The organism is Candidatus Methylobacter oryzae, from assembly GCF_003994235.2.
In the GTDB taxonomy this organism is placed as follows: domain Bacteria; phylum Pseudomonadota; class Gammaproteobacteria; order Methylococcales; family Methylomonadaceae; genus Methylobacter_A; species Methylobacter_A oryzae.
The window spans coordinates 23,657-43,212 of the sequence record NZ_RYFG02000025.1 but is presented as its reverse complement, the minus strand read 5'-3'; the positions used below and the strand labels follow the sequence as shown (position 1 = coordinate 43,212).

General features: G+C 48.0%; 22 protein-coding genes and 1 tRNA gene. 3 read left to right on the top strand and 20 right to left on the bottom strand.

Annotated features, from left to right (window positions below; translation table 11 throughout):
* The 15 genes from hemN to rnr all read right to left on the bottom strand — a co-directional run bounded on the left by hemN (position 1) and on the right by rnr (position 12,990).
* Complete coding sequence (gene hemN / locus EKO24_RS05040) at positions 1–1,380, bottom strand: oxygen-independent coproporphyrinogen III oxidase (RefSeq protein WP_196239995.1); 1,380 nt, start codon at positions 1,378–1,380, stop codon at positions 1–3.
* Positions 1,380–2,669 carry a c-type cytochrome biogenesis protein CcmI gene (ccmI, locus tag EKO24_RS05035; RefSeq protein WP_421743900.1) on the bottom strand — a complete coding sequence of 430 codons (1,290 nt, stop codon included), beginning with the start codon at positions 2,667–2,669 and terminating at the stop codon, positions 1,380–1,382. Before ccmI ends, hemN begins: the two co-directional genes overlap by 1 nt.
* A gap of 2 nt (positions 2,670–2,671) precedes the next feature.
* Positions 2,672–3,124, bottom strand: coding sequence for a cytochrome c-type biogenesis protein (locus tag EKO24_RS05030; RefSeq protein WP_127026781.1), 453 nt, complete (start codon positions 3,122–3,124; stop codon positions 2,672–2,674).
* Positions 3,124–3,654: a DsbE family thiol:disulfide interchange protein gene (locus tag EKO24_RS05025; protein WP_127026780.1), complete on the bottom strand. Its 531-nt coding sequence runs from the start codon at positions 3,652–3,654 to the stop codon at positions 3,124–3,126. Before EKO24_RS05025 ends, EKO24_RS05030 begins: the two co-directional genes overlap by 1 nt.
* Positions 3,647–5,599: a heme lyase CcmF/NrfE family subunit gene (locus EKO24_RS05020; RefSeq protein WP_127026779.1), complete on the bottom strand. Its 1,953-nt coding sequence runs from the start codon at positions 5,597–5,599 to the stop codon at positions 3,647–3,649. Before EKO24_RS05020 ends, EKO24_RS05025 begins: the two co-directional genes overlap by 8 nt.
* 180 nt (positions 5,600–5,779) lie before the next feature.
* Positions 5,780–6,067: a DUF2442 domain-containing protein gene (locus EKO24_RS05015; protein ID WP_127026778.1), complete on the bottom strand. Its 288-nt coding sequence runs from the start codon at positions 6,065–6,067 to the stop codon at positions 5,780–5,782.
* 13 nt (positions 6,068–6,080) lie between these two features.
* A complete protein-coding gene (locus EKO24_RS05010; protein WP_127026777.1) occupies positions 6,081–6,341 on the bottom strand; it encodes a DUF4160 domain-containing protein in 261 nt (86 codons plus the stop codon).
* A gap of 17 nt (positions 6,342–6,358) precedes the next feature.
* Entirely contained in the window at positions 6,359–6,799 is a 441-nt protein-coding gene (ccmE, locus tag EKO24_RS05005) for a cytochrome c maturation protein CcmE (protein WP_127026776.1), read from the bottom strand.
* A gap of 3 nt (positions 6,800–6,802) precedes the next feature.
* Positions 6,803–6,961 carry a heme exporter protein CcmD gene (gene ccmD, locus EKO24_RS05000; RefSeq protein ID WP_127026775.1) on the bottom strand — a complete coding sequence of 53 codons (159 nt, stop codon included), beginning with the start codon at positions 6,959–6,961 and terminating at the stop codon, positions 6,803–6,805.
* On the bottom strand, positions 6,961–7,722 hold the full coding sequence (locus tag EKO24_RS04995; protein ID WP_127026774.1) for a heme ABC transporter permease: 762 nt from the start codon (positions 7,720–7,722) through the stop codon (positions 6,961–6,963). Before EKO24_RS04995 ends, ccmD begins: the two co-directional genes overlap by 1 nt.
* Positions 7,723–7,750: 28 nt before the next feature.
* Positions 7,751–8,644 carry a hypothetical protein gene (locus EKO24_RS04990; RefSeq protein WP_127026773.1) on the bottom strand — a complete coding sequence of 298 codons (894 nt, stop codon included), beginning with the start codon at positions 8,642–8,644 and terminating at the stop codon, positions 7,751–7,753.
* A gap of 50 nt (positions 8,645–8,694) precedes the next feature.
* Positions 8,695–9,369, bottom strand: a complete 675-nt coding sequence (gene ccmB, locus EKO24_RS04985) for a heme exporter protein CcmB (RefSeq protein ID WP_143733178.1) — start codon at positions 9,367–9,369, stop codon at positions 8,695–8,697.
* On the bottom strand, positions 9,369–9,992 hold the full coding sequence (gene ccmA / locus EKO24_RS04980) for a cytochrome c biogenesis heme-transporting ATPase CcmA (protein ID WP_127026771.1): 624 nt from the start codon (positions 9,990–9,992) through the stop codon (positions 9,369–9,371). The genes ccmB and ccmA overlap by 1 nt, the downstream gene beginning before the upstream one ends.
* A gap of 17 nt (positions 9,993–10,009) precedes the next feature.
* A complete protein-coding gene (gene rlmB, locus EKO24_RS04975) occupies positions 10,010–10,756 on the bottom strand; it encodes a 23S rRNA (guanosine(2251)-2'-O)-methyltransferase RlmB (RefSeq protein WP_127026770.1) in 747 nt (248 codons plus the stop codon).
* Positions 10,753–12,990 (bottom strand): ribonuclease R, encoded by a 2,238-nt coding sequence (gene rnr, locus EKO24_RS04970; protein WP_127026769.1) that lies wholly within the window; start codon positions 12,988–12,990, stop codon positions 10,753–10,755. Before rnr ends, rlmB begins: the two co-directional genes overlap by 4 nt.
* Positions 12,991–13,232: 242 nt before the next feature.
* Between rnr and EKO24_RS04965 the strand changes: the two genes are divergently transcribed.
* The 3 genes from EKO24_RS04965 to EKO24_RS04955 all read left to right on the top strand — a co-directional run bounded on the left by EKO24_RS04965 (position 13,233) and on the right by EKO24_RS04955 (position 15,045).
* Positions 13,233–13,319, top strand: a tRNA-Leu gene (locus EKO24_RS04965).
* A gap of 109 nt (positions 13,320–13,428) precedes the next feature.
* Positions 13,429–14,064, top strand: coding sequence for a hypothetical protein (locus tag EKO24_RS04960; protein WP_127026768.1), 636 nt, complete (start codon positions 13,429–13,431; stop codon positions 14,062–14,064).
* A gap of 93 nt (positions 14,065–14,157) precedes the next feature.
* On the top strand, positions 14,158–15,045 hold the full coding sequence (locus tag EKO24_RS04955; protein ID WP_127026767.1) for a GGDEF domain-containing protein: 888 nt from the start codon (positions 14,158–14,160) through the stop codon (positions 15,043–15,045).
* A 115-nt stretch (positions 15,046–15,160) separates the two neighbouring features.
* On the opposite strand, the gene rluB is transcribed toward EKO24_RS04955, so the two are convergent.
* From rluB to EKO24_RS04930, 5 genes are all read right to left on the bottom strand, one after another.
* Positions 15,161–16,096, bottom strand: a complete 936-nt coding sequence (gene rluB, locus EKO24_RS04950; protein ID WP_421743899.1) for a 23S rRNA pseudouridine(2605) synthase RluB — start codon at positions 16,094–16,096, stop codon at positions 15,161–15,163.
* Positions 16,008–16,655, bottom strand: coding sequence for an SMC-Scp complex subunit ScpB (gene scpB, locus EKO24_RS04945; protein WP_127026766.1), 648 nt, complete (start codon positions 16,653–16,655; stop codon positions 16,008–16,010). Before scpB ends, rluB begins: the two co-directional genes overlap by 89 nt.
* 61 nt (positions 16,656–16,716) lie before the next feature.
* The gene (locus EKO24_RS04940) at positions 16,717–17,538 is read right to left on the bottom strand and encodes a segregation and condensation protein A (RefSeq protein ID WP_196239994.1); all 822 of its coding nucleotides are present in this window, start codon (positions 17,536–17,538) and stop codon (positions 16,717–16,719) included.
* A 135-nt stretch (positions 17,539–17,673) separates the two neighbouring features.
* Entirely contained in the window at positions 17,674–18,333 is a 660-nt protein-coding gene (locus EKO24_RS04935) for a site-2 protease family protein (protein ID WP_127026765.1), read from the bottom strand.
* A 13-nt stretch (positions 18,334–18,346) separates the two neighbouring features.
* The gene (locus EKO24_RS04930) at positions 18,347–18,967 is read right to left on the bottom strand and encodes an L-threonylcarbamoyladenylate synthase (RefSeq protein WP_127026764.1); all 621 of its coding nucleotides are present in this window, start codon (positions 18,965–18,967) and stop codon (positions 18,347–18,349) included.
* Positions 18,968–19,556: the final 589 nt, after the last annotated feature.

The following is a 19,556-nucleotide window of genomic DNA, read 5'->3' as shown; positions in this document are numbered from 1 at the left end:
TTAGATAACTCTTGAAAATTGTTGTTGCTTTTGCGCCAGGTATTTGTCGAATACCATGCAGATGTTGCGGATCAGCAAGCGGCCTGCGGATAACACCTTGATACCTTCCGACGACAGCATCAGCAAACCGTCGGCCTGCATTGGCGCTAATGCCTCAAGTTCGTTGGCGAAGTAATTACTAAAGTTAATGCCGAATTGCTGTTCGACAGCGGCAAAGCTCAAATCGAAATGGCAAATCAGCTGGGTGATCACCGCGCGGCGCAGTTTGTCGTCATCGTCCAGCTCGACGCCTTTAAATACCGGCAATTGTCCTTGACCGATCAGTTGCTCGTATTCGTCCAACTCTTTGACATTCTGGATATAAGCATCGCCTACCCGGCCGATTGAAGTGATTCCCAAGCCGACCAGATCGCAATCCGAATGCGTCGAATAGCCTTGGAAATTGCGGTACAAATGCCCCTCGCGCTGGGCGACGGCGAGTTCGTCGTCGGGTTTGGCAAAATGATCCATACCGATATAGACATAACCGGCTTCGGTCAGCCGTTGACCGACCATCTGCAAAATAGCCAGCTTGACGTCGGGCGTCGGCATATCGGCATCGTTAATCTGGCGTTGGGTTTTAAACCGCGCCGGCATGTGCGCGTAGTTAAAAATCGAAAAGCGATCCGGTTCTACCGCCAGGATTTTATCCAAGGTCTTCGCGAAAGTATCTACTGTTTGCAACGGCAAGCCGTAGATCAAATCGATATTGGTCGAGCGGAAACCTTCGACTCTGGCCGCTTCTAAAACACTGAAAGTCTGCTCTTCGCTTTGCAGGCGGTTGACGGCTTTTTGTACGGCCGGATCGAAATCCTGCAAACCCAAACTGATCCGGTTAAAGCCCAGTTCGCGTAGTTGCTCGATGGTTTGGTCGTTGGTTTCGCGGGGATCGACCTCGATTGAATATTCGCCCTTGTCGTCGTCCCGTAAATGAAAATGCTGACGGGTTACGGCCATCAACATTTTCATTTGCTCGTAATTTAAAAACGTCGGCGTGCCGCCGCCCCAATGCAATTGGTTGACAATCCGGTTGGAATCGAACAAATCGCCTTGCATCGCGATTTCCTTGCACAAATTCGCCAGATACGGTTCGGCATGCTTGCGATTTTTGGTAACGATTTTATTGCAGGCGCAATAAAAACAAACGGTATCGCAAAACGGGATATGGAAATACAGCGACAGCGGTCCACCTGCGGCATTGGATTTTGCTATATGTTGTCGGTATTCCTGATCGCCAAAGCCTTCGTGCAGCTCCAGAGCTGTTGGATAAGAGGTGTAACGCGGCCCGGCCTTATCGTAGCGATTGATCAGGTCCAAATCGAATTTTATAGATTGATCCATCATTTTATTTGGCTATTGATGACTATTTTATGAGGGCCTTTATCCGCCAACGATACCGGTTCAATAGTACCGATCAAGTCGCCGGGCTGCTGCATTGCATCGCCGGATTTGGAAACGCGGGCCAGCAATTTAACTTGCTCGAAATTCGATAATTTCATGTTCGGCATCATCGCCATCGCGTCGGTCAAACCGACGGTTAACGGCAATTCGGAAACTTGTTTACGCACGATAGCCAACGGCATTTTCGGACCGGATAAGGCTTGGGCGTAGATAAAAACCGTATCGTTAGGGGCGGCGGATGTTTGCAACTCGGGCGCAAGGCTCACTTGGACATCGATACTTACGAGTGCCTCAGTAGGTTGGATTCCGGCACGTCCCGTTTCAACCGATTGAGCAGCACCTTCCGGTATCTGGGCCGCAAGTTTCGCCAACAAACCTTGTATTTCTTTCTGAGCATCCGAACCAGCAGGCAATTGCGCTTCAAGCTTTTTCCACAAATCCATCGCTGCGGCAAAATCGCCTGTTTGCGCCTTTGCCATACCTCCCAGCCATAGGCCGCTCACGTTATTGGGCTCCATCGCCAACGCTTTAAACACCAACTCTGTAGGTAAGCCGGCCATTTGCTCATTGTTGGCATAAGCTAAAGCATCGGCATAAAGCAGCATAATTTCCGGCTTATCGCCGATTAACTTGTACGCATGTTCAAAAGCATCGACCGCTTTAGGATACTGCTGCAAGTATTTATAAGATCGGCCTAACATAGTCCAGCCCAGCGCATCGTCCGGCTGTTCTTGCAGGCGCTCGGCCAGCCCGCCAACCATATTTCTGATTTGTTCCATTTCAGGCATTGCCTGATTAGCCGCAACAGGTTGATCGGCCTGGCTTAATAGCTGATAGTTGCCCAACGCCCAATAGAACGATCCTGCCATCAACGGGATCGCAAAAATCAGCACGGACGCCATCCAGCGGCCTGATGATTGCGAAGCTTCCGCTCCTGCTAACGCCCCTCGCCTACGTCCTGTAGGCGATGTTTTTACTTGGCTCCGTGTATCGAGATCATCGCTTAAAGCCAGTTCAAGCTCGGCTAGTTGTTCATTATAAAGTTCCTGGCTTAACGCACCGGCTTGCAGTTGTTCTTTCAGCTCGGCCAACCGCTGCCGGGCAATGGCGATGTTGCGCTGATCCTGGTCGGCTGGCGCAATAGAATGCTTGCGCCACAACGGCGGCAGCACGATCAGGAACGCGATCATAATCATTACGCTGGCAATCAGCAAAAATAGCATATTCAAGACTAATCACCTTTTTCCAGTAAGCTGCGGATTTTTTGCTGCTTTTCAGCAGTCATTTCAACCGTTGCGGCAGTCTTTTTTCGGCGCGCAAACAAAAACACTGCGATCAAGCCGATTAGCAGAAACACCACCGGGCCAATCCACAGCAGGCCGGTTTTGAGCTTAAACGGCGGGTTGTATAAAACGAAATCGCCGTATCGATCGGTCATGAATTGGGCTATGTCTTGCTTCGATTTGCCTTGTTGCAGCATTTCGTAAACTTGCCTGCGTAAATCTGCGGCCAGTTCCGCATTGGAATCGGCGATAGTCTGGTTTTGACAGACCAGGCAGCGCAATTCCGAAGTCAGGTTTTCGTAAGCTTCTTGTTGCTCAGGATTGGCAAACTCGCGGTATTCGACACCGGCGCAAGCGATGCCGGACAGCACCAATAATAAAATAATCGATAAACGCTTCATTAATTTTCAGCCTGTAACTTGGCGATCAAAGGCAGGAAAGTTTGCTGCACATCTTCTGGCGTGACGGGACCGGTATGCTTGTAGCGGATCACGCCTCGTTTATCGACAACAAAAGTTTCCGGCACGCCGTAAACGCCCCAATCGATGCCGATGCGGCCATCCTGGTCCATGATGCTGACGTCGTAAGGATTGCCCAATTGCGCGAGCCAACCTTTGGCGGCTTCCGGGTCGTCCTTGTAATTCAGGCCGACGATAATCGCGGCTTTTTGCAGGGCCAGTTGATTCAGTACCGGATGTTCGGAACGGCACGAAGTACACCACGACGCCCAAACGTTGAACAGCCAGACTTTGCCTTTTAAGTCGGTTGGGGATAATTTTTCTGTCGGAGCTTGAAGCTTCGGCGCGGAGAATGCCGGAGCCGGTTTGTCGATCAACGGCGACGGGATTTCATTCGGATGAAGATTTAAACCCAGCGCCAGAAATACCGCGAGGACGATAAATAATAGTAACGGGAGGATGTACTTAAGCATTAACCGGCACCTTTGCAGATGTTATTTTATATCGTCTATCGCAAGCAGCAATTAAACCACCCGCCGCCATGAACAGCGCGCCGAGCCAAATCCAGCGGATGAACGACTTGTAATAAATCCTGAGGCTCCATGCGCCTTTGTCACCCAGCGGCTCGCCTATCGCAACGAACAAATCCCGGAACAATCCGGCATCGATAGCCGCTTCGGTCATCGGCATTTTTTGCACCCGGTAAACACGTTTTTGCGGCTCCAGCTTGGCGACCTGCTTGCCGCCGTAACTGACGGTCACAAACGCCTGCTCCGCAACATAGTTAGGGCCTTTAGTTTGTTTTACGCCGTGAAATTCAAAAATATAGCCGGACATGTCCAGCTTGTCGTCGGGCGCCATGCGCACGTCTTTTTCGATGCTGTAAACCGAAGTCAGGGTGATGCCGACCACGAATACCGCTATGCCTAAATGCGCCACGGTCATGCCGTAAAAACCGGCCGGCACGGTTTGCAGTCGTTGCCATGAAAATCCTTGCACACCCATACGGTCGATAAAAGACAGCGCAGTTATTGCAACCGTCCACAATGCCAGAGTTAAGCCTAATACCGCGCCCCAGGAATAAAACGGCATCAGTAGAGGAATCAATAAACCGCCACCGATGCAGGCCAAGATAATCCAGCGCACCCGCAACACAATCGCGTTGATATTGTCTCTTTTCCAGCGCAGCAATACGCCCAAGCCCACGGCAATTGCCAACGGCGCGGTCAGCGGAATGAATACCGCGTTGAAATACGGCGGGCCGACTGAGATCTTGCCCAAGCCCAATGCATCGATAACCAACGGATACAAAGTGCCGAGCAAAATGCTGGAAGCGGTTACCACTAAAAGCACATTGTTCAGCAGGATGACCGACTCTTTGGACACCAGTTCAAAGGTCGCGCTGCTTTTCACGTAAGGCGCTCTTATCGCATACAGCAGTAACGAGCCGCCGACCACGACGCCCAGAAACACCAGGATGAACAAGCCGCGTGCCGGGTCGCTGGCAAATGCATGCACCGAAGTCAACACGCCGGAACGCACCAGGAAGGTGCCCAGCAAGCTTAACGAAAACGCAAAAATCGCCAGCAATACCGTCCAGGTTTTGAATACGCCGCGTTTTTCGGTCGCGGCTAATGAGTGAATCAGTGCAGTGCCTACCAGCCACGGCATGAATGAAGCGTTTTCAACCGGATCCCAAAACCACCAGCCGCCCCAGCCCAATTCGTAATATGCCCACCAGCTGCCCAGCGCAATACCCAGCGTCAGAAACATCCAGGCGATGTTAGTCCAAGGTCTCGACCAGCGCGCCCAAGCTGCATCCAGCCGGCCTTCAAGCAGAGCGGCAATCGCAAAAGCAAACGCTACCGAAAAACCGACGTAACCCATATACAGCATCGGCGGATGGATCGCCAAGCCCGGATCTTGCAGCAAAGGATTTAAGTCACGTCCTTCCAACGGAGCAGGAAACAGACGATCAAACGGATTGGAAGTCAGCAATAAAAACAGGATGAAGCCGATAGCGACCAGTCCCATCACACCTAAAACACGAGCAACGGTAGCATCGGGAATATTGCGGCTGAACAATGCGACCAAGCCGGTCCAGCAGGATAAGATCAGCGCCCAAAGCAGTAACGAGCCTTCGTGCGCGCCCCAGACCCCGGAAATCAAATATAAAACCGGCAATGCGGTGTTGGAGTTACTGGCGACATAAGCCACGGAAAAATCGTGGGTTAAAAACGCATAAGTCAAACAACCGTATGCAATCGCCATGAACAACAGTTGCCCAAACGCCGCGCGCCTTGCCAGCGCAATCCAACCGGATATGGCTCGGGATGCGCCGATAGTCGGCACTATCCCTAAAATAACGGCCATACACAAGGCCAGAATCAGCGCAAAGTGTCCGAGTTCTGCAATCATGAGCATTGGCCTATGCAATTATTTTGATGCGTTATTAGTCTATTTAAATTCATCAGTAAGTTCACAAAAAAGCATGATAATTTTCAAAAAGATACTTTGCTTTAGGTCATATTTTTCGTTTCTTTCGAGCTTTTCTTCAAGATGAAGCGTCAAATAGCCGTACAGTCGTGGAGCATAACGTTAATCAAGATCCCCCCATTGCTTAAACTGCTCTTGTAAATCAGGGTCATCTTTAAAAGCAAGATAGAATAGATATTCGGAAGCCAAATCTAACTCATTAGACCAAACAACGGTGCTATGTTCCACCTTGAAATCCTTGAAATTAGATTCGTCTTTTAACGCAGAAAAAATCGGCCTTGGGTCGTGAAACACCGTTTCTTTTAAGTTTGCTATGCCTTTTCTACCATTATTAAACGTGACGTTAAGACAGTAATTACCGGAATACCGCGCTTCATTTACAGCTAACATGGTTCAAACCTCTTTATACTAATGGCTCAATTTTATGGTAATTTCCTGTTTCCTTAATACTCTTCCAGTTGTCCAGTAAATCTGCTTGATGCTCTTGAGCCCATTCAACGACCAGACTCATTGCTCTCGGCGGCAGTTTTCCTTCAATCAACCCTAAGTTTTCGATAGAGATTGAAGCTTTAAATTCATTGTATTCAGCATGAAAGTAAGGCGGATTATGCTCATTGAAATACATGTAAATTACAATCCCAAGAAACCTGCTTATTTCCGGCATGAAGTTTTCTCTGTTTATTACTGTCCTGCAACTGGCGGCTGTTTCTTCAAACTGCCCTTTACTTCCGGCGGCATGTAATTTTCATCATGCTTGGCCAGCACTTCTTCGGCAATAAAAACGCCCTGTTCATTCAACTTGCCGTGCGCAACGATGCCTTGGCCTTCCCTGAACAGGTCGGGCAGGATACCTGTATACTCAACCGTTACGTCCTTGCTGAAATCGGTTAGCTTGAAGCGCACCATCATGCCGTCATTCGGCCTTTCCACGGAACCTTTAATGACCATGCCGCCCAAGCGGAACAATGCGTCTTTCGGCGCCTTACCTTCCACGACATCGGTCGTGGAAAAAAAGTACATCAAATTTTCATTGAACGACTTAAGCGCGAACCCGGTGGCTAGAGCAGCGCCGAGCACCATTAAGCCGATCAATATCAATCTCTGTTTTCTGGCTGGTTTCATGATTTACTGCCGTTTTTGCTTGAGTGTCAAAGAACGTAGAAGCTGCCTGCGTTGCAAGACGGGAATAATAATATTGGCAAGCAGCACAATTAAGGTCAGGCCGTAAGAGGTCCAGACATAAAAGGCGTAGCCGCCCATCGCGAAGAATTCTTGCATTGTCATTATTTGGATTCCGAAATCATATTTTTAACCCATTGCGCATTGCGTTCGCGCAGCAACAATTCGGTGCGCGCCCGCTGCAACATTGCGATCAGGTAATAAAATTTAAACGCTATCGCCATCAGTAACAGCGGTATCAGCATGCTGACATGGATCGACGGTTTATCCATTTTTGTGACTGTCGGCCCTTGATGCAAGGTGTTCCACCATTCGACCGAATAATGGATGATAGGAATATTGACCACGCCGACCAACGCTAAAATAGCTACGGCCCTGGACGCGGTGCGCTTGTCGTCTATCGCACCGTAAAGCCCGATTACGCCGAGATATAAAAACAGCAATATCAATTCGGACGTTAATCGCGCATCCCAAACCCACCAAGTACCCCACATCGGTTTGCCCCACAACGAGCCTGTCACCAACGCGATAAACGTAAAACTGGCGCCGACCGGCGCGCTGCTGATCGCAACGATTTCCGCCAGTTTGATGCGCCAAACCAAGCCGATTCCGCCTGCAACCGCCATGACCATATAAATGAATAGCGACATCCAAGCGCTCGGCACATGAATATAAATAATGCGATAACTATCACCCTGTTGATAATCGGCTGGCGCCAAATAGAGGCCGCCGTATAAACCGGCAGCAGTTAACAGCAGGAAAATAACCACCAGCCACGGCATTAGACGTTGTGTAAACGCATAAAAATGCGGCGGGGACGCCATGCGGTGAAAGAACCGAACTACAGGATCAGGAATTAAAAACATAGTAAGTAAGGTACAAGGAAAGTCTATTTTAGGCTTTGCAGTAGGAAGGAATCCAACTGCGTTCAATCATATATTCAGGCAATTCATTAAAATCAAAAGCAATGCCGTCTTTAATCATCTGCTCAACGTCAAACAATTGTCCGACTTCAGGAATGTCGCTAAAAAACATCGTATAAAAAGGCTTAACCAGCCATTTTGAAACTTTGATGCCTATAGGGCCGACAAAGTTCCTGCGCTGTCCGACATGCGCCACTTCATCAATGGTGATCTCATCCAGCAACTCTTTTAAACGGTCGCGCACTTCCGGCTCGTCGGCCAACACATCATCGAACAGGCTGTGTAAATGACAATAAAAAGTCACTCCCATCAGCTCGGTGACGAAAGCAGGCGTATCCATTAAAACGCCGGGGAGTTTAGGGAACTGTTCGTAAATTTTTTCCTTAACCGGTCCTAACGGAACCCATTCGACTTTATTTAAACCGCAAGTGCGTAGCATTTCATCGAACAGCCGCACATGGCAAAATTCTTCGGCCAAATGCACGCGGCTGATTTTATCTTCGACGGTATGCGAATGAGCCATATCGGGTACCGCATCCCAAGCGCCTTTAATGCCTACCCATTCATGCCGTGCAAATTTGTAGATGCCGGTCAGCATCAGAGTCATTCGGTCCAATGACTCTGGGTCATCTTGCATCTCGATGTAATTACGGTAAAAAGCTTCGGGATCGATTAAGGGCTTACGCAATGTAACCGGGTTATCCTGAAAATATCTCAGCCGCTCGCGCTTTTTAGATAAATCCTTGTCGTCTTCGAACAATTCTCCACCATGCTGTTGGGAGAACTCCCAGTAATCATCGAAATTTTCTTTTCTTTGTTGAGGAGTAGCGGGGGCAAAAACAGACAAATATCTAGCTGAGGCCATAATCATTTACTCCATGTCGACAATAGGGCCGATTATTCTACGAGATATTATCAATTTATACTCATTTTTAATGCCGCGGCTACCGGCAAAGGCGCTAACACCAAAGCCATCAATAAAATGGAAATCAAAATATTGATTTGCGCATCGACGGGCAATCCGCCGCTCGCCATTTGCACCGCATTGCCGGCAAAAATCAGCACCGGCACATACAACGGTAAAACCAGCAGCGATAGGATCATGCCGCCCCGGCGCAATCCTACAGTGAGTGCGACCCCAATCGCACCGATTAAACTCAATACCGGCGTTCCCAATAATAGAGTCAGCAGCAAGATCCCCAACGCATGATTGGGCATGCCTAAAAAAACCGCCAGCAACGGAGCGACAATCAACAACGGCAAGCCGGTCACCAACCAATGGGCGATAATTTTAGCCAACACCAAAACCGTGGTTGGATGAGGACTTAACAGGATCTGTTCTATCGAACCGTCGTCAAAATCGGAACGAAACAAGCTGTCCAGCGACAACATCGCGGCCAGCAACGCGGAAACCCAGATAATACCGGGCGCAATGGCCTGCAATAAATGCGGTTGCGCACCGATGCCTAACGGAAACAGCGTTATCACCAGGATAAAAAACAACAGCGGATTGGCTATCTCCGAACGGCGCCGCAGAGCCAAAACCAAATCGCGCCGAATAACGGCGAAAAATGCGCGAGATAAAGACATCAGGATAGATTAATGGTCAAGACATCGACATTATGCAAGGCGATGTCATGATGGGAAGTCAGCACGATCATTCCGCCGTTGGCGCAATGTTCGATCATTAAAGTTTCGATTAACGCAATGCCCTGCCTATCTAATGAGGTAAAAGGCTCATCCAGAATCCACAACACATTTTCGGTAATCAACAATCTGGCTAAAGACAGCCGTCTTTTCTGGCCGGCCGATAAGGCCTGAACGAGAACGTCATCATAGCCGGACAGATGAACCTTGGATAAAGCCTGATCGATCGAATAGCGACCGGGGCTGTTTAAAGCCAGCGACATTTTTAAATTTTCCAGCACGGTCAATTCTTTTTTAATGCCGTCCAAGTGGCCGACATAAGCCATTTGCGCATAAAACGAACTGTCTTTTATCGCGTCGCCACACCAGCGAATCGCACCGGCATCGGGCTCCCGAAATCCGCACAGAATGCGCAATAACGACGTTTTGCCGCTGCCGTTTTTGCCTTCCAACAATAGAACCTGCCCGGAAAGCAGCTCGAAAGCCAGCTGTTCAAACAGCACCCGGTCGTCGCGTATACAGCTTAAACCAGCCCCTTCAAAGGAATGTGTCGATTTTGTTTGCATTGCCTTCAAAGTACCAATCAAGCAGTCAGCAAGCGCTGCCGCACGGTTTCATAAAGCAGCACGCCGGTAGCAACCGACAAATTAAGACTTTCCACCCGTCCCTGCATCGGTAACTTAACCAATATATCGCATTGCTCTCTAGTCAGCCGTCTTAAACCTTTACCCTCCGCGCCGACCACTAAAGCCAGCGGCATCGTAAAATCGGTTTGATAGGCCGTCTGCGTTGCTTCGCCCGCCGCACCCATGACCCAGATACCTTGGTCCTTAAGCCAGCGCAAAGTCCGGGACAAATTGGTTACCTGATAAACCGGCACTGTTTCGGCAGCGCCGCTAGCCACTTTGCAGACGGTCGGGGTAATTCCTGTGGCATTGTCTTTGGTGACAATCACGCCATCCACGCCGGTAGCATCGGCGGTTCTAAGGCAGGCACCAAAATTATGCGGATCTTGGACATTATCCAATACCAGGAATAACGGCATACCCGGCAGCGTTGCTATAGCGTCTTTTAAGTCGCTTTCCGATAATTCCTCAGGCATCTCCACTTCGATAACAATACCTTGGTGATTATTCCCTTCCGCAAACCGGTCCAATTTTTTCCTGTCGGTTTTTTCGGGTTCGATGCCCAAATCCAATAAATCTTCGACCAGCTGAGTTAAACGCTTGTCTTGTCTTTGGCTGTCAGTCCAGGCTTTATGGATTTTTTTAGGGGAATAATCTAAAGCCGACTGTACCGAATGTATCCCATATATCTTACTTAACTTCATTTTTTACGGCGTCTCTTTTTAGATTTTTTCATAGCGGCCTGTTTTTTCGCCAGTTCAAAGTCGATCTTCTTTTCGTCCAGGTCGACACGGACGACCCTGACGTTGACGCTATCGCCCAGACGGTAATTAATGCCGGTACGCTCGCCTCTCAATTGATGACTGGTCGCATCAAAATGAAAATAGTCTTGCGCAAGGTTGGTGACATGAACCAAGCCTTCGACATAAATATCCGCCAATTCAACAAAAAAACCGAATGACGTAACCGCTGAAATAATGCCAGGGAATTCCTCTCCGACCTTATCCGTCATATATTCGCATTTGAGCCAGCTGACTACGTCTCTGGTGGCATCGTCGGCGCGCCGCTCATTGGCGGAACATTGTTCACCCAAAACCACCATCTCAGGGAGTCCATAGAAAAAGCTTTCCGCCGTCTTACCCTGTAAGCAATGCCTGATCGCACGGTGAACCAGTAAATCGGGATAACGCCGGATAGGGGAAGTAAAGTGCGCGTAAGCTTCCAACGCCAGACCGAAATGGCCTTTTAACTCAGGACTGTAGACAGCTTGCGACATAGAACGCAACAACACGGTCTGGATCAAATGAGCGTCGGGCCTGTCTTTAATCGAATCGATCAAATGCATGTAATCAAGCGGCGTCGGTTTAGCGCCTCCGCCTAAGCTCAAACCCAGCTCACCAAGAAAGGTTTTCAGGCTAAGCAGCTTGTCGGCGCTGGGACCGTCGTGTATTCGCAGTAGCTTGGGCATTTTTTTGTTGTTTAAAAAACGTGCCGCCGCCATGTTCGCGGTAATCATGAACTCTTCAATCAACTTGTGCGCGTCGTTACGCACCACCGGAACAATCTTTTCAATTTTACGCTCCGGTCCGAAAATGATTCGGGTTTCCTGGGTATCGAAATCCATCGCGCCGCGCTGTTCACGACTCACTCGCATAACCTTGTAAAGCGCGTACAGCTCCTGTAAATGCGGCATCAATGCTTTATATTTTTTGGCTAATCCCTTATCTCCATCAACCAGCATTTTAGCAACTTCGGTGTACGTCAGCCTGGCATGGGAGCTCATCACCGCATCGAAAAAACGCGACCGTATCACGCGTCCCTGCTCGTTAATAAGCAGCTCGCACACCATGCATAAACGGTCTACATTAGGATTAAGCGAACACAGGCCATTAGACAAGATTTCCGGCAACATCGGTATGACCCGCTCCGGAAAATAGACGGACGTACTGCGCTTTTGCGCTTCTTTGTCCAATTCCGAATTAATCTGCACGTAATGCGAAACATCGGCAATCGCAACCAGCAACTTCCAGCCTTTTGGCGTCTTCTGGCAATAAACGGCATCGTCAAAATCGCGAGCATCTTCGCTGTCAATAGTGACTAGCGGAATGCCCCGTAAATCGGTCCGATTTTCTTTTGCCGACTCGGGCACCTCGTTTTTAAGCGGTTTTATTTCGTCCAGAAGCGCATCGGACCATTGATTAGGCAGCTCATAGGAACGAATCGCCATTTCGATTTCCATTCCCGGCGCCATGTGCTCACCCATGACTTCAATGATGCGGCCAATAGGCTGATGAAGCTTAGTCGGTTGTTCAACAATTTCCGCAACAACAATCTGTCCTTTTTTTGCCTTGCCTGCGCCGCCTTTTTCAATCAGTATGGTTTGCGCTATATTTTTGTTATCCGGAACAACGTAAGTAAAGCCGTCTTCCTTATAGAGCCGCCCAACAACCTGATGAGTATTTCTCTGTAGAATTTCAACAACCGCCCCTTCTCTTCGGCCTTTTCTATCGATTCCGGCAATACGGACCAGGGCACGGTCATTATGCAGCAGCGGATTCATTTCCCGCGGCGATAAGAACAAATCGTCCGAACCATTGTCCGGCTTAAGGAAACCGAAACCATCGGCATGACCGATAATGCGGCCGGCAATTAAGTCCTCATTGTTAACTAGGCAATATCTCTTGCCCCGATTGAACAGTAATTGGCCGTCTCTTTCCATAGCTCGCAGACGGCGGCGTAAGGCTTCCAGTTGGTCTTCGGTTTCAAGGGAAAATGCTTCTGCGATTTCTTCGCGGCGCAAAGGTTTGCCAGTATGTTCGATTAATTGCAGAATTAATTCGCGACTGGGAATAGGGTTCTCATATTTCTCAGCTTCGCGCTGAGCATATGGGTCTTTTGCTGAATTAAAATCAACGTCTTTTCTAGACTTCAATGTCATTTAAGTAATCCAATAAAGGGAGATGGATGTAGCAAGCCTATCTTATATAGACTTAGTATATCGATTAGAGTTCAAAGAGAAAAGTTTTTGACTCTTATGCAAAAACATTTCCGTTAGCTCAAGTTAACACTATCACGTAACTCGAAATTATTTTAAATTTAAGAAAAATTTCGCGCGTAATTGACAAACCAAGAGAGGATGGGTATAGTGCGCGCTCACTCAAGCTTTTACAGCTAACCTCTGCCGAGGTGGTGAAATTGGTAGACACGCCAGCTTCAGGTGCTGGTGGGGGCAACCCCGTGGAGGTTCAAGTCCTCTCCTCGGCACCATTTAATTATATCCCTTTCTTGTTGATTTTTCCCGTTTTTTAGTAAAGCCAAACGCATCAGGATTTTTCGCGACAGCTAAAATGTATCCGTCAGATTTTAGCAGCAGAAAATGACCTGCCCATTATTGCCTGCAGCAGCCCCGCCCACCCGGCACGCCAGCGTTCTCGCGATGACTCGCAGCTTCCTGCTCACGCTAAGTACCTACGCCCTTGCAGGCAACGCGACGCCGGAAACCCACCATCTTCGCTCCGCTACGCTTCGTTTCCACGATTTTCAGCGTGCGCGGCAATCACCAAACCGGCTGAATATATTCTTGGTAGCGATAAAGATACTATTTCTTGCGAAGAAATTATTTCAACGCTTAATCAGTCGGCAGATCATTTTCAAAACCGGAGAGCCTCTGCGGGGCCTCATTCTAAAAGCCTTTATTAACTTGCCCGCATTCATGCCGCAGCACTCAGTCCGCTCAGCACCTGATCCGGCATTGCCAAACCACAAGGATACGGCAACTGAGGTTGCCCGATGCAGTCTTACAGCATTTTATCCATCCATCGAGCAATATAGCTTACACAAGGAGCAGTTTTCCATCTTCCCATCCAGGGCCGCTACGGCTAGGTTAAGAAAAAATGCAGCCATCGGCAACCGGAGTCGGATAGGCGGCAACAATATCCATCCAAGCGGCAATCCCTTGCAGCTTTTCAGCGCCAACTTTATGACGCCAGCCAAATCAAATACCACAAAATAACTATAACATATTAATAATAAGTGCTTTTATTAAAAATGGCATGCGCTTCGCTTGAATTGTGGAAAATAGCCCCTAATCCAAGAGGAAGCAATCATGGTCAATAAATCAGCAAATTTAGCGATTATCACCAATAACACCTTTGAAGCAACGAAGGCGATTAACCTCGATAATTACGATATCAGCAGCGCTTTACAAACGACTCTGGAATTCAATGAATTGATCGCAATTTTCAGCAGCAAGATTTCCCATAAAATCCCTCACAGCGCTTACGTTTATATCAACAAAGAATTCGACCTCGAAGTCAGAAGCGGCGTTTTTACCCGTCACTCCTGCAACTATGCCTTGAAGGTTGAACAACAACAATTAGGCGAGTTACGGCTAATGCGTAACCACAGATTCAGCGATACAGATCTCCAACTTTTGGAAACGCTACTTTGCTGTTTAATTTATCCGTTGAAAAATGCAACCTTATTTCATCAAGCATTAAAAATGGCGTATACGGATCCACTTACCCAAACCCACAACAGAACTTCGTTTAACGATGCCATTAAACGGGAAATGAGTCTGGCCGTACGCAACAATAAGAGTTTATCAATGATTTTCTTTGACATTGACCATTTTAAATCCATCAATGACGGACACGGCCATGAGTGCGGAGATGTCGCGTTAAAGCTGAGTGCAAAATGGATTAAAGAAAATCTAAGAGAAAGCGATATTATTTTTCGTTATGGCGGCGAGGAATTTGTGATCCTGTTAAGCGATACCGACGCCAATGGCGCAGAATTGCTGGCCGAACGAATTCGTTCTTCAATCGAAAGCCATACGATAGCCTATGGCATGGAAACCATCAAAATCACAGCTAGCCTGGGCACCAGCACCTTACGCGACAATGACACTGCGGAGTCTTTTATCCAGCGTGCGGATAAAGCCATGTATACAGCCAAGAACAAAGGCAGAAACCAAGTTGTCGCGGGCAGATAAAGCTGAGTTAAACCGCGTGTCTGTTCAAACGAAATTTATGCCCTTTGGACATAAGCCAATGATAATTGCCGGATCGCACCAAGCTCCAGTCATTCAGCGCAATCCGACCCGGACTCTATTTTTTTCTGGACTTATGCGTCTTAAACTCGGGCTTGGCGACAATGGCCGGTTTTTCGCCTTCCATGCCTGCAAATTCGAATAATAATTCCAATTCTTTATCGGTTAGCTCATAGAACGAATGAGCTTTCAATCGCTCCGGCAAAACGACAGGTCCGTAACGCACTCGCATTAAGCGGCTAACGACAAGTTCCTGCGATTCCCACAAACGCCTCACCAACCTATTACGGCCTTCGACTACTGTAACGTTGTACCATTTGTTGGCACCTTCACCGCCAGAAAACCAAATATCGTCGAATTTGGCTTTGCCGTCTTCAAGCTCCACACCTTGCTTAAGCTTTTCGATAGTGGCTTCCGAAACCTCGCCCAAAATACGTACCGCATATTCGCGTTCGACTTGCGTTGACGGATGCATCAAGCGATTAGCCAACTCGCCATTATTCGTCACCAGCAACAAACCCGACGTGTTAATATCCAAGCGGCCAACAGCTATCCAGCGGCTGACAGCCAACTTAGGTAATTGGGTGAATACCACCGGACGCCCCTCCGGATCACGGCGCGTAACCACTTCACCGACCGGCTTGTGGTAAAGCAGCACCCGGGTAGGTTGCTCGACAAATTTCTCCCAATGAACAACCCGATCATTGATCTGTAAATAATCGCCTTCTTTTAACCGCTCACCCAAGCCGACAGGCTTACCGTTGATCTTTAAACGGCCTTCATCGATCCAGCGCTCAATTTCCCTTCGGGAGCCAATGCCGCCACGCGCCAATACCTTCTGGATACGCTCGCCCTCGACTGACTGGTTAGCGTTAATTTTTTTCGGCGTTTTAACCGCCTTGCTCTCAGTCTGCTGCTTCGGGGATTTGTTCGGCTGCTTCGCCGGATTGCTCAATAACTTTGGCGACCGGTTCGGTTGTTTCTTTCTCTTCACTCTTTGCCTGCGTGGGTTGTTGCGTAGTATCTAACGACAAATCAAGCTGTTGGATCTCTTGTAATGTCGGTAGCTCATTTAACGATGTAATGTTGAAATAATCCAGAAATTGTTTGGTTGTACCGTATAAAGCCGGCCTGCCCGGCACTTCTTTGTGCGCCACCACGCGAATCCACTCACGCTCAAGCAGCGTATGAATAATACCGGAGCTGACGCCGACACCGCGAATATCTTCAATATCTCCGCGCGTTGCCGGCTGCCGGTAAGCAATAATAGCCAAAGTCTCCAATAAGGCGCGGGAGTATTTTGGCGGCTTTTCTTCGAATAGCCGCGACACCCAGCGCGACAATTCCCGCCTCACCTGGAAACGATAACCGCTGGCAACCTGCTTTAGTTCCACCGACCTAAACCGATAATCTTCGATAATCGCCTCAATTGCCACCTGTATGTCTTGTATCTCCGGCTGCTCAATTTCAGGAAAAACCTGCTGCACTTGCTTGCAGGTCATGGGCCGGTTTGCGGCAAACAGGATTGCTTCAACTACACGTTTAATTTCCACGTTAATTTCAGGCTGTTCAGTTACAGGAGGCGGTGGCGAAGACTTGACCTTGGATACCCGTTTAGGCGTCGGCGCCGGCACCGGCGACTCTGACCCGTAATTCGGCAAAGGGTTCTGATTGGATAATATCGATGAGTCGTTCTTTGCTGAGTTCGAGGATGGCCAGAAACGAGACAACAACTCCGTGTCGACCTTCTTTTCGGATAAATAACTGCGAGAAAAGGAGACTATCCGCTCCTTTAAGGTTTTCCAGAATGGTTGACATGCGCTCACGGACAGATAAGGGCTCTTTGGTAATTTGATGGTGACTGATCTGCTCAGCTCTTTTAAGTACATCCTGGAATGCCAACAGTATTTCTTTTAGCTGGACATTCGGTAATTGTTTTTCAAAATCTTTTAAGGCCGAGACATCGACACCGATCCGAAATACATCACGTTCAACTCGAGGCAGCAGGTCAATCTCTTCGGCTGCATTTTTAATCAACTCATATTCCTGCAGCCTGCGAATCAATGTCGCGCGCGGATCTTCCTCGTCCTCTTCAACATCGGGCTGCCTTGGTAACAGCATTCTTGATTTAATTTCCGCTAATAACGCGGCCATGACCAGATATTCCGCCGCCAGCTCCAGATTTAACTGCTCCATTATTTGGATGTAAGCAATATATTGATGGGTAATCTGCGCTATCGGTATATTAACAATATCCAGATTCTGCTTTCGTATCAAATACAGCAATAAATCCAGCGGTCCTTCAAAAGTTTCGAGCAACACTTCCAGCGCGTCAGGCGGAATATAAAGATCATCGGGCAGCTTATCGAACGGCGCGCCATTCACTATTGCGAATGAATGCATGGGTGAGCGAGGCAGATAGTCGCCGGGAACCATTTCCAAGGCATGAACAGCAGATCCCGATAATTGACCTAAATCGTCAGCCGCGTCTTGACTCATGTTCTCGATCATTCTCAAGCTCCGCGAATAGATAAAGTAAGCTGAAATTCGACAATCAACGAAAAAATCAATCTATAACCCGGCAATTAAAAAAAACACTTTCTGAACAACGAACATCGGATAAGCCAAAATCATCCCTAAAACATTAGTGTATAAAAGCGCCAATAAAATAATAAACCCGAACCGCTCCAAACGGTTGTATTGCCACGCCCAATAACTTGGCAAAATACCGGTTAAAATACGGCTGCCGTCCAGCGGCGGAATAGGTAACAGGTTGACCAACGCCAACACCAGATTAATCGAAATCCCGGCAATTCCGGTATAAATCAGCGGCAATGAGATAGCCTCGGCCTGCATACCGATCGTTACGCCTATCCGAGCCACTAACGCCCAACCGACAGCCATCAATAAATTTGAGACGGGACCGGCCAATGCGACTATCGCCATATCATGCCGTGGATTTTTAAAATTTCGCGCATCGACAGGAACGGGCTTTGCCCAACCGAAAATAAACCCCGTACCGGTAATCAGCAATAGCCCCGGCAGAATAATCGTTCCAAGCAAATCAATATGCTTAACCGGGTTTAAAGTCAACCTACCCAGTGACGAGGCCGTGCTATCGCCATATTTTTTTGCAACCCAACCATGCGCCACTTCATGCACGGTAATCGCAAAAATGACCGGCAATATCCAGACCGCTATACGTTGCAACAGTGTCAATTCATTCATCATGACTGCATCCTCATCAACCCAACATTGGAGCAAGCCCCTTACCCTGCCTGACGATCTCTGCACCGCTATTGGAAAACTCGATAATAGTCGTTTGCTCGAATTCGATAATGCCTGCGTCAATCACCAAATCCAATTCATGCTCAAGTTTATTGCGAATCTCGTAAGGGTCGGTCAATGCCTCATCCTCTCCCGGTAACATCAAGGTAGAGCTGAACAGGGGCTCACCCAATTCCCGAACCAGCAATTGAGCGACAGGGTGATCGGGAATTCGTATACCCACCGTTTTTTTCTTGGGATGCTGCAAACGGCGAGGCACTTCACGGGTAGCGTCCAAAATGAACGTAAAAGGCCCCGGCGTTAAGGCCTTAATCAGACGAAAAGCATCGTTACCGATTTTGGTAAACATAGAGACTTGGGCCAGGTCTTTACACACTAAAGTAAAATTGTGCTTATCATCCAACTGCCTGACACGGCGGATTTTATCAAGCGCCTGCTTATCGCCGATATGACAGGCAATCGCATAAGAAGAGTCGGTTGGATAAACAATAACCCCTCCTTTACGAAGCACCTCCACCGCACGGTGTATCAAACGCAGCTGCGGACTTTCCGGATGTATTTCAAAAAATTGAGCCATTTATCAACGCTACGAAAAAATTGGGATATAAGGAATTATACCGTACATCCACATAAGCTTGCAGTCGAAAACCGAACAGGCATTGAACAGCACAAAGGAACCCGGCAAGACAAATGTTTTACATGCGCTATATGGATGTGCAATTGCTTGAGGCGATTGGAATCAATAATCAGACCTTGCTCAAAAACTATAAAATATGTTTTCTAATACACATGTGCGGATAAAATGAATAGAAACAAAAATGCCAATGCACTTAATGAAGATGAATTAGAGCAGGAATAAAGTATTTTGCTAAACAAGAAAACAGACTTAAATGGCCCCGGATAATCGGAACGTTGATTATAGCTATCTGCATAATATATGGAGATGCGGCCCAATGGTTATTAGTCGTGTTTATAGCCGCTTATATTTACATCGCCACAACGAATTATTTGAAATTAATTTCCTCAAAGAATTCTTGAGTCACTGATCCCGGCATTTTCAGCAACCCACTCTCCAACACTTGTAGTTGCATTAAACATGCACTGACAACGCATAAGCCTACGACTAAAAATCTTCAGACATAAAAAAACCGACTCAAGGCCGGCCT

Coding starts and splice junctions, on each gene's coding strand:
- ccmD (WP_127026775.1), bottom strand. CDS start 6,961: ATGACAATGCAAGAATTCTTCGCGATGGGCGGCTACGCCTTTTATGTC.
- EKO24_RS04990 (WP_127026773.1), bottom strand. CDS start 8,644: ATGGCCTCAGCTAGATATTTGTCTGTTTTTGCCCCCGCTACTCCTCAA.
- EKO24_RS05030 (WP_127026781.1), bottom strand. CDS start 3,124: ATGAAGCGTTTATCGATTATTTTATTATTGGTGCTGTCCGGCATCGCT.
- EKO24_RS04955 (WP_127026767.1), top strand. CDS start 14,158: ATGGTCAATAAATCAGCAAATTTAGCGATTATCACCAATAACACCTTT.
- hemN (WP_196239995.1), bottom strand. CDS start 1,380: ATGGATCAATCTATAAAATTCGATTTGGACCTGATCAATCGCTACGAT.
- EKO24_RS04960 (WP_127026768.1), top strand. CDS start 13,429: ATGACCTGCCCATTATTGCCTGCAGCAGCCCCGCCCACCCGGCACGCC.
- EKO24_RS05020 (WP_127026779.1), bottom strand. CDS start 5,599: ATGATTGCAGAACTCGGACACTTTGCGCTGATTCTGGCCTTGTGTATG.
- EKO24_RS04940 (WP_196239994.1), bottom strand. CDS start 17,538: ATGGTTCCCGGCGACTATCTGCCTCGCTCACCCATGCATTCATTCGCA.
- rnr (WP_127026769.1), bottom strand. CDS start 12,990: ATGACATTGAAGTCTAGAAAAGACGTTGATTTTAATTCAGCAAAAGAC.
- EKO24_RS04995 (WP_127026774.1), bottom strand. CDS start 7,722: ATGTTTTTAATTCCTGATCCTGTAGTTCGGTTCTTTCACCGCATGGCG.
- ccmE (WP_127026776.1), bottom strand. CDS start 6,799: ATGAAACCAGCCAGAAAACAGAGATTGATATTGATCGGCTTAATGGTG.
- EKO24_RS04930 (WP_127026764.1), bottom strand. CDS start 18,967: ATGGCTCAATTTTTTGAAATACATCCGGAAAGTCCGCAGCTGCGTTTG.
- ccmB (WP_143733178.1), bottom strand. CDS start 9,369: ATGTCTTTATCTCGCGCATTTTTCGCCGTTATTCGGCGCGATTTGGTT.
- rlmB (WP_127026770.1), bottom strand. CDS start 10,756: ATGAAGTTAAGTAAGATATATGGGATACATTCGGTACAGTCGGCTTTA.
- EKO24_RS05010 (WP_127026777.1), bottom strand. CDS start 6,341: ATGCCGGAAATAAGCAGGTTTCTTGGGATTGTAATTTACATGTATTTC.
- EKO24_RS04935 (WP_127026765.1), bottom strand. CDS start 18,333: ATGATGAATGAATTGACACTGTTGCAACGTATAGCGGTCTGGATATTG.
- EKO24_RS05015 (WP_127026778.1), bottom strand. CDS start 6,067: ATGTTAGCTGTAAATGAAGCGCGGTATTCCGGTAATTACTGTCTTAAC.
- EKO24_RS05025 (WP_127026780.1), bottom strand. CDS start 3,654: ATGCTTAAGTACATCCTCCCGTTACTATTATTTATCGTCCTCGCGGTA.
- ccmA (WP_127026771.1), bottom strand. CDS start 9,992: ATGCAAACAAAATCGACACATTCCTTTGAAGGGGCTGGTTTAAGCTGT.